The organism is Streptomyces aurantiacus (genome assembly GCF_001418335.1).
Taxonomy (GTDB): domain Bacteria; phylum Actinomycetota; class Actinomycetes; order Streptomycetales; family Streptomycetaceae; genus Streptomyces; species Streptomyces aurantiacus.
In genome coordinates this window covers 22,440-30,704 of sequence record NZ_LIPP01000167.1, presented here as the reverse complement: position 1 = coordinate 30,704, position 8,265 = coordinate 22,440, and the positions used below count along the sequence as shown (strand labels likewise).

Below are 8,265 nucleotides of genomic sequence, written 5' to 3'. Positions count from 1 at the left end.
GGCGGAGAGCGGCGGGCACGGGGCAGGAGAAGGGGCGCTGCGCCGACGGTGTGCCGCGTGGGCCGCGCGTGCGTGCCTGACCGTGATGGGTGTGATCATGCGGTTACGTTGCGTATGTGCTGGAAACATCCTTTCTTCATCTTTCTGATCGTGATGAGCCGGACGGGGCGGTGTCCGTACGGCGCGCCTGGGAAGTGCGGGAGAACGACACCGCCGCCACGTGGTGCGACGTCCGGCTGAGCTTCGACGACGGCGCCGGTGTCGAACTGCTCGCCGTGGTGTGCGAGGGATGCGTCTCCATCGAGGACGTACGCGCCCGGCCCGCGCTCTCGCTCGACGACCTGGCGGTGCTCGCGGACTGGATCGAGGGCCCGCTCCTGGAGGCGTGCGCGGGCACGGCCGAAGCGCAGGTCGCCGCGGCCGGCGACGGGAGCTCCGGCAGGCGGCACGCGCGCCCCGCCCTGCCGCGCGGCGCCGAGAGCCGTCGCATCGTCGCCGGAGAGTACCTGGCGGCCCAGCGGGCGGGGCGGGACCCGGTGCTCGCGGTGATGTCCGCGACCGGGCACAGCCGCCGTCGCTCGCTCAGGCTGATCGCCGGAGCGCGGGACGCGGGTCTCCTCGCGCCCCGGCACGCCCGCCCCTGACGGGCCCGGGATCCGTCCGACCGGTCACATCACGTCACACTGCGTCACACCGCGTCACGTCACACGGCGTCACATCGCGCGCATCCGGCTGATCTCGGCCGTCTGCTGGGCGATCACGTCGTCGGCCATTTCGCCGACCTGGATGTTGTTGCCCTGCGAGAGGACGTCCGTGGCCATGGTGACCGCCCCGCTGTGGTGAGTGATCATCAGCTTCAGGAAGAGCTCGTCGAACGCCTTGCCCTTCGCCGCGCGCAGCTTCTTCAGCTGTGCCTCGGTCGCCATGCCCGGCATCACGTCGTGGTGGTGGCCCTCGCTCTTCTTGCCGCCGCCGTGGTTCTTGAGCCAGGCCTTCATCGTCTCGACCTCCGGCCCCTGGGAGGCCGAGATCCGCTCGGCGAGCCGTTTGACCGGCGTCGACGAGGCCTGCTTCGGGGCGAGTTCGGTCATCACGATGGCCTGGGTGTGATGCTCGATCATCATCCGGGCGTAGTCGAAGTCGGCGGAGTTGGGGGTGTCGTCGTCGGAGCGCTGCTCCGCGGCGTCCGCGGCGGAGAGCGTCTCGGCGGCCTCGCCCGGTTTGCCCGGGGCGATCACCGAAGGGCCCGTGGCGGACGCGGACTTGGTGTCGTCGTCCGAGCCCGTGCAGCCGCCGAGCGCGAGGACGGCGATCGTCACGGACGCCGTGATCAGACGGCGGGACGTACGGCGAGCGAGCACAGTGACCTCCTGCGGCACATGAATCGGCAGACACCTCGTGAGTGCTGTTGACCGTCCTAGCACGCTTGCGCACGCCATTGATCAAAAACATTAGTTACGAATACGTTGCCACCTGTTGATCTGTGCATGATGAAGACGATACTGCGGAGGTACCTGAACCGTTCGACTGCGAACGGCTACGAGGGAGGACGCAGTGATCCTGTTGAACAATCACCGAACGCGGCGCAGACGACTGGGAGTTGCCGCCACCGCGGCGGGCCTTCTGGCCGCACTGCTCACGGCAGGTCCCGCGGTCGCGACCCCCGACCCCGGGGATGCTCCGGTGACTTCGGAGAAGGTCTCCAAGAGCGAGGCCGCCGAAGCGAGAGCGGCGATCGCGAACGGCGAGATACCCGGGCAGGACGAGATCGTCCACTCGGCCAACATCGAGCACCTCGCGAACATCCCCAAGGACGCGTTGCCCGGCACCAACTCGGACCTCGCCTTCCAGGGCAAGTACGCGTTCGCCGGCAACTACGACGGCTTCCGCATCTTCGACATCAGCAACCCGAAGGCCCCGAAGACGGTCTCCCAGGTGCTCTGCCCGGGTTCGCAGAACGACATCACCGTCTCCGGCGACCTGCTCTTCCTGTCCACGGACTCCTCGCGCAGCGACAACTCCTGCAACAGCACCACGCAGCCCGCGACCGAGAAGGCCTCCTGGGAGGGCATGAAGGTCTTCGACATCAGCGACAAGAAGAACCCGAAGTACGTCGCCGCCGTCGAGACCGCCTGCGGCTCCCACACCCACACGCTGGTGCCGGAGCGCAAGAACGTCTACATCTACGTGTCCTCGTACTCGCCGAGCGCCACGTTCCCCGACTGCCAGCCGCCGCACGACGGCATCTCGATCATCAAGGTGCCGCGCAAGGCCCCGCAGAAGGCGGCGATCGTCAACTTCCCCGTCCTGTTCCCCGGTGAGGGCGCGGACGGCGGCGGCAACCCGGGCGGGCCCACCAACCCCGGCGTCTCCAAGACCACCGGCTGCCACGACATCACCGTGCTGCCCTCCAAGGACCTCGCCGCGGGCGCCTGCATGGGTGACGGCATCCTGTTCTCCATCAAGGACCCGGAGAACCCGAAGATCATCGACCAGGTCCAGGACAACGTGAACTTCGCGTTCTGGCACTCGGCGAGCTTCAACCAGAAGGCGAACAAGGTCGTCTTCACCGACGAGCTGGGCGGCGGCGGAGCGGCCACCTGCAACGAGACCGTGGGCCCGAACCGCGGCGCCGACGGCATCTACGACATCGTCGGCAAGGGCGACAAGCGCAAGCTCGTCTTCCGGAGCTACTTCAAGATCCCGCGCCACCAGGCCGACACCGAGAACTGCGTGGCCCACAACGGCTCGCTGATCCCGGTCAAGGGCAAGGACATCATGGTCCAGGCCTGGTACCAGGGCGGCATCTCCGTGTGGGACTTCACGAACTCCTCGAAGCCGAAGGAGATCGCCTACTTCGAGCGCGGTCCGCTGAGCACCACGACCATGGTCACCGGCGGCTCCTGGTCGGCGTACTACTACAACGGCTACATCTACTCGAACGACATCGCCAAGGGCTTCGACGTCCTGAAGATCAACGACCGTCGTACGGACCCGGCGAAGTGGAACCGGCAGAGCGAGCTGAACGTGCAGACGCAGCCGGACTACTTCGACTGACCGTCCGACGGGCCGTGGCCGCACGGCCGGTTCCGTTCACGGGCGGTTCCGCTCACGACCGGTGCCGTGCACGCTGAAACCGTTCACGGCTGGTCCTGTTCACGACCGTGACCGTCACCGTGTCCGTGGCCGGGACCGTCACCGTGTTCCGGTTCGCGGCTTCCGGGAGTGAAGAACCGTGAGAGATCCTCGCGGTACGTCCCGTCGGGCGCTTCGGCGTCCGGCGGGGCACCCCGTTCCCAGTCGAGCCCGTAGCGCCGGAACAACTCGGCCCGAAGTACCGGTACCGGCATCGGGACCCCGGGTACCAGAGCCGCGTACACCGAGCCCATCAGCAGTGCCCGCAGCATGGGGTAGTCGGCGACGGTGTCCGGCGAGCCGTAACGGGCCATGGTGTCGCTGAGCAGTTCGGCCAGGCGGCGCTGCTCCGGACACTGCTTGAACCCCTCGCCCTGGAGGATGCCCGCCATGTGCTGGCGCATCACCACGGGGTGGTCACGCGCGAGGCCCAGCACCGCGTCGATGGCCCGCGCCATCCGCTCCCGGCCGTCGTCGGTACGCGGCTCGCGCTCCAGCGCCTCCTCCAGCGTACGGTGCATCAGCCGGTGCACGGCGGACTGGACGAGCAGACGCTTGCCGGGGAAGTAGTACGAGACGAGACCCCGGGCGGAGCCCGCGCGGTCCGCGATGTCGCCCAGCGTCGTGGCGTCGTACCCCCGCTCGCTGACGAGCTCCAGCGCCGCCTGGAGAAGCCTCTCGCGGGAACGCCGCCGCAATTCTTCATTGACCGATGGGCTGCGAGGGGACATCCTATGTACTCCTGGGTTGACTGGCTGCCAGCCAACAATACTCAGTGAGCCCGGACCAGGTCTCCTGCGGGAGCCTCTTCCGGACCACCGTCCGCTCGGGGCGACGCGGGGGATCGTCCCGGGTGGACGGGAAGGCCACGCCACGGCCGGCCCGGCCCTTGTGGCCGGCGGGTGACGGGGGCGGTGGCGGCCCGATCGGCACCGGGGACCGGCAGGGCCTGCGGCGAAGGGTTACGGGTCCACGTCACCCTTTGCGGGACGGGAGTTGCCCTCTGTCGGCATCGGCATCGGCGTCGGTGATGGCATGGGCGATGGCGTGGGTGCCGCGATCGCGGTCACGGCTCGCGTGCAGGGACGCGAGGAGCTGAAGGCGTTCGGCGTCCGCGCTGCCCGGTTCGGCCGTGTAGACGAGGAGGACGGGGCCCGGGCTGCCGGGCAGCGGGTAGCTGTCCCAGTCGAGGGTGATCCCGCCGACCTCGGGGTGCCGGAAGAGTTTGGTTCCGTGGACGGTTTCCCGGACGTCGTGGCGGGCCCACAGACGCCGGAAGTCGGTGCTGTGGATGCTGAGTTCGCCGATGAGTTTCGTGGCGCGCGGATGGCTCGGGTCGTCGGCGACGGCGGCGCGCAGCATGCCGATGTACTCAAGGGCGAGGCCTTCCCAGTCCGCGCAGCGCAGACGGGACTCGGGATCCCGGAACAGCAGGACGATCAGATTGCGTTCCGCCCGGGGCACGGTGGTGGGGTCGCCCAGCAGGGCTTCGGCCAGCGGGTTCCAGGCGAGCACATCGAGGTGTCGGCCGATCACCAGCGCGGGGGTGGCCATGACCTGCAGCAGCCGCCGAGTGCTGTCGGGCACCCGTTCGGGCCCGCGGCGGGTGCGGACGGGCGCGGGGCGTCGTGCCGCGCGGGCGAGGCCGAAGAGGTGCCTGCGTTCCTGCTCGTCCAGGTCCAGCGCGGAGGCGATCGCGTCGAGAGCGTCGTCGGACGGCCGTACCTCGCGGCCCTGCTCCAGGCGTTGGTAGTAGTCGGTGCTCAGCCCGGCCAGCAGGGCGATCTCCTCGCGGCGCAGGCCGGTCACCTTGCGCCGCCCGCCCGGTTCCAGCCCGACGTCCTGCGGGCGCAGCCGGCTGCGCCGGGCACGGAGGAAGTCGCCCAGTTCTCGTGCGTACGGATGATCGGTGCCCATGCCGACAGTGTGCGCCTCGGCCGCCGCCCGAAGGTAGGTCTGCCATTCCCAGGCAACGGTGTACGACGGAGAAGCGCCCAACGGTTCCTAACGTCGTCGTCGAACGGTCCTCGACACGTTCCGACCATCACGATCGTGCCGAGCGTTCCGACCGTTCCGACCGCCCCGACACCTTCCCAGGAGCATCACCATGGCCGCATGGAGCGCCCGACAGATCCCCGACCAGCACGGCAGGGTCGCCGTCGTGACCGGTGCGAACTCCGGCCTCGGCCTGGTCACCGCGACCGAACTGGCCCGGCACGGGGCGCAGGTCGTGCTCGCCGTGCGCGACACCGCGGCCGGCGCGCGGGCCGTCGCCCTCATCCGGGACGCGGTGCCCTCCGCATCCGCCGTGGTGCGCGAGCTGGACCTGGCCTCGCTGTCGTCGGTGCGGGCGTTCGCGAAAGCGCTGACCGCCGAGTTCCCGGCGATCGACCTGCTGATCAACAACGCCGGACTGGTACTGCTCGGCCCTGCGCACACCACGTCCGACGGGTTCGAACTGCACCTCGGCACCAACATGCTCGGCCACTTCGCGCTGACCGGCCTGCTGCTCGACGCACTCGGCCGGGCCGACGCCCCGAGGGTGGTCGGCCTCAGCTCGATCACTCACAAGAACGCCCACCTCGACTTCGACGACCTCATGTCACGTCGCACCTACGACGCGAGCCGCGCATACGGCAGCTCCAAGCTCGCGACCACTGTCTTCGGGCTCGAACTCGACCGCAGGCTGCGCGCCGCCGGTTCACCGGTCACCAGTGTTCTCGCCCACCCCGGGCTCTCCAGGTCCAACCTCACGCCACGGGCCTGGGAGCACCGTGGCCGCATGGGCCGGGTCGCGGCACGCGCCGGCCTGCTGGTCACCCAGCCGGCCGAACGGGGGGCGGAGCCCCAGCTCTTCGCCGCGACCGACCCCGGCGTTCGCGGGGGACAGTTCTTCGGACCGTCCGGCCGCTGGGAGGTCCGCGGTCATGTCACCGAGGTCCGCCCCAGCGCCGAGGCCGCCGCACCCGCCACCGGGCAGCGCCTGTGGTCCGCGGCCGAGACCCTGACAGGTGTCACCTACCTCTGAGTGGTCGGTTCGTGAATTGATGCAGATACACCGCCCTGCCCTGCCGAGCCCTCCGGCAGCCGGGCGTGGTCAGACGGGCTGGCCCATGGGCCGGACGGTCAGGGTGTTGAGGTCGACGCCTGCCGGCTGGTCGAGGGCGAAGCGGATGGCCTCGGCGATGGGCTGGGGAGACAGGGCGAAGGGGGGAACGTCGGCGCCTTGCCAGAACGGGGTGTCGATCATGCCGGGGTTGACGAGAGTGACACCGATGCCGCGGGTCGTGGCGTGCAGGCGCAGGTTCTCGGCGAGTCCGGTGGTGGCCCACTTGGTGGCCGAGTAGAGGTTGCCGGGAGAGTTCTTCAGCCCGGCGACGCTGCCGATGAGTACCAGCCGTCCGCCGGTGGCCTCAAGGTGGGGCAGGGCGGCATGGGCCAGCAGGGCGGGGCCGAGGACGTTGGTGAGAACCATCGGCGCCCACGACGTCGGGTCGCCGGCCCCGATGGAGTCGCCGGACATGAATCCGGCGTTGGCCACCGCCGCGTCAAGGGCACCGAAGTGCTCGACGGTGCGGGTCACGACCGACTCGGTGGCCTGCCAGTCCGCCGCGTCCGCGACCAGACCCAGCAACCGGTCGGGGTGGCCGGCCTCGTCGAGGAAAGTCTCCAGTTTGCTCTTGTCGCGGCCGGTGACCGCCACCCGGTGGCCGCGGTCGAGGAGCAGTCGCGCGGTGTGGGCGCCGATACCGCTGGTCGCGCCGGTGATCAGTACGGTCTTGCTGGCCATGGTCATGCTCCCTGAGCTGTGGATAGGGGATGGGAGACGGCGGATGGCGGACGGCGGCCCGTGATGAAGGAGTGCCGTTCCGCTCCGCCGACCCCACACAACCGGCGCCGTCGAAGGCGGGCAAGGTCGCGTTTATGGGGGGTATAAACGCAGCCTCCCTACCGGCCGGACCATGGGTACCGTGGACGAATGGAGATTCCGTCTGACAACCGCACCGGTGATCCCACCGACAACCGCTCGGACATCCGCGACTTTCTCATCAGCCGACGGGCCAAGCTCGCCCCGGAGCGGGTCGGGCTGCCCACCGGCCGACGCCGACGGGTTCCTGGACTACGGCGCGAGGAGGTCGCGGCCCTGGCCGGCGTGAGCACCGAGTGGTACACGCGGCTGGAGAAGGGCCACATCAGTGGTGTCTCCGAGGACGTGCTGGAAGCGGTCGCGCGGGCCTTGCTCCTCGATGAGCACGAGCGCGCCTACCTGCTCCATCTGGCCACAGCGGCTCGCCCCGTCCGCCGCAGGTCGCCCCGGCGCAAGGACGTCAGGATCCCGTCTCCCGTCCAATGGATGGTGGACTCCATGACGATGGCCCCCGCCTTCGTACGCAACGGCCGTCTGGACATCGTCGCGAGCAACGCGCTGTGCAGGGCCCTGTACTCACCGATGTTCGACAGCGACACCATCGGCGGCCGGGGCTGCGCCAATTTCCCCCGTTACTTCTTCCTCGACCCCGGCTCCTCCGACTTCTTCGTCGACTGGGAGGAAGGCGCCAGGGCCACGGTCGCAGTGCTCCGCGCCGAAGCCGGACGCGAACCTCACGACCGGGCCCTGCGCGAGCTCGTCGGAGAACTTTCCACGCTCAGCCCCGACTTCCGCACCATGTGGGCCAGTCACGACGTCCGAATCCGGCACGAAGGCACCAAGCGGCTGGATCATCCCGAAGTCGGCCGTGTGGAGATGACCTTCCGCTCCCTGGACCTGCCCCTGCCGCAACGGGCCGTCCACGACCTGATCATCTACACGGCCGAGCCGGGCACCGACTCGGAGGACCGCCTCAAACTCCTCGCCAGTTGGACAGCACCCCAGAGCTCACCCAACCCCGGTCGCGCCGGGGATCAGGCTCCTGAGACAGACAGGTCAGCAGGCTAAGGGCTGTCCCGTAATCAGGTCACCGGGAGCTCGAAGTCGAGGGCCTGGCAGATGTCACGGGCTTTCGGTGGGCAGACCGGTAATGGTCGTGCAGGTGATGGCCTCCGGCACCGGACCCGGAACGTTCCGGCTTCGCCCACACCATCAGGCGACACCAGAACCACTCACGGACTCACGAACCGTCCACTGATACC

8 protein-coding genes are annotated in these 8,265 nt (G+C 69.2%); 4 read left to right on the top strand and 4 right to left on the bottom strand.

Features of this window, described 5'->3' with window-relative positions:
• The first annotated feature begins 170 nt into the window (after positions 1-170).
• A complete protein-coding gene (locus AOK01_RS22560) occupies positions 171-644 on the top strand; it encodes a DUF6214 family protein (protein WP_055514530.1) in 474 nt (157 codons plus the stop codon).
• 69 nt (positions 645-713) lie between these two features.
• Here AOK01_RS22560 and AOK01_RS22555 read toward each other — a convergent pair whose 3' ends face one another.
• On the bottom strand, positions 714-1,361 hold the full coding sequence (locus tag AOK01_RS22555) for a DUF305 domain-containing protein (protein WP_055514528.1): 648 nt from the start codon (positions 1,359-1,361) through the stop codon (positions 714-716).
• A 193-nt stretch (positions 1,362-1,554) separates the two neighbouring features.
• On the opposite strand from AOK01_RS22555, the gene AOK01_RS22550 reads away from it, so the two are divergent.
• Positions 1,555-3,057: an LVIVD repeat-containing protein gene (locus AOK01_RS22550; RefSeq protein WP_055514526.1), complete on the top strand. Its 1,503-nt coding sequence runs from the start codon at positions 1,555-1,557 to the stop codon at positions 3,055-3,057.
• An 83-nt stretch (positions 3,058-3,140) separates the two neighbouring features.
• Here AOK01_RS22550 and AOK01_RS22545 read toward each other — a convergent pair whose 3' ends face one another.
• Together AOK01_RS22545 and AOK01_RS22540 are read right to left on the bottom strand one after the other, a co-directional pair.
• Positions 3,141-3,866: a TetR/AcrR family transcriptional regulator gene (locus tag AOK01_RS22545; RefSeq protein WP_055514524.1), complete on the bottom strand. Its 726-nt coding sequence runs from the start codon at positions 3,864-3,866 to the stop codon at positions 3,141-3,143.
• 244 nt (positions 3,867-4,110) lie between these two features.
• Complete coding sequence (locus tag AOK01_RS22540; RefSeq protein ID WP_079103666.1) at positions 4,111-5,052, bottom strand: helix-turn-helix transcriptional regulator; 942 nt, start codon at positions 5,050-5,052, stop codon at positions 4,111-4,113.
• Positions 5,053-5,242: 190 nt separating this feature from the next.
• Between AOK01_RS22540 and AOK01_RS22535 the strand changes: the two genes are divergently transcribed.
• A complete protein-coding gene (locus AOK01_RS22535) occupies positions 5,243-6,163 on the top strand; it encodes an oxidoreductase (protein WP_055514522.1) in 921 nt (306 codons plus the stop codon).
• Positions 6,164-6,232: 69 nt separating this feature from the next.
• On the opposite strand, the gene AOK01_RS22530 is transcribed toward AOK01_RS22535, so the two are convergent.
• Complete coding sequence (locus AOK01_RS22530) at positions 6,233-6,925, bottom strand: SDR family oxidoreductase (RefSeq protein WP_213862141.1); 693 nt, start codon at positions 6,923-6,925, stop codon at positions 6,233-6,235.
• Between the two features lie 189 nt (positions 6,926-7,114).
• On the opposite strand from AOK01_RS22530, the gene AOK01_RS22525 reads away from it, so the two are divergent.
• Positions 7,115-8,071: a helix-turn-helix transcriptional regulator gene (locus tag AOK01_RS22525; RefSeq protein WP_055514518.1), complete on the top strand. Its 957-nt coding sequence runs from the start codon at positions 7,115-7,117 to the stop codon at positions 8,069-8,071.
• Positions 8,072-8,265 lie beyond the last annotated feature (194 nt).

Excerpts from the sequence above, each read along its gene's own strand:
- AOK01_RS22525 (WP_055514518.1), top strand. The coding sequence starts at position 7,115 with ATGGAGATTCCGTCTGACAACCGCACCGGTGATCCCACCGACAACCGC.
- AOK01_RS22540 (WP_079103666.1), bottom strand. The coding sequence starts at position 5,052 with ATGGGCACCGATCATCCGTACGCACGAGAACTGGGCGACTTCCTCCGT.
- AOK01_RS22535 (WP_055514522.1), top strand. The coding sequence starts at position 5,243 with ATGGCCGCATGGAGCGCCCGACAGATCCCCGACCAGCACGGCAGGGTC.
- AOK01_RS22530 (WP_213862141.1), bottom strand. The coding sequence starts at position 6,925 with ATGGCCAGCAAGACCGTACTGATCACCGGCGCGACCAGCGGTATCGGC.
- AOK01_RS22545 (WP_055514524.1), bottom strand. The coding sequence starts at position 3,866 with ATGTCCCCTCGCAGCCCATCGGTCAATGAAGAATTGCGGCGGCGTTCC.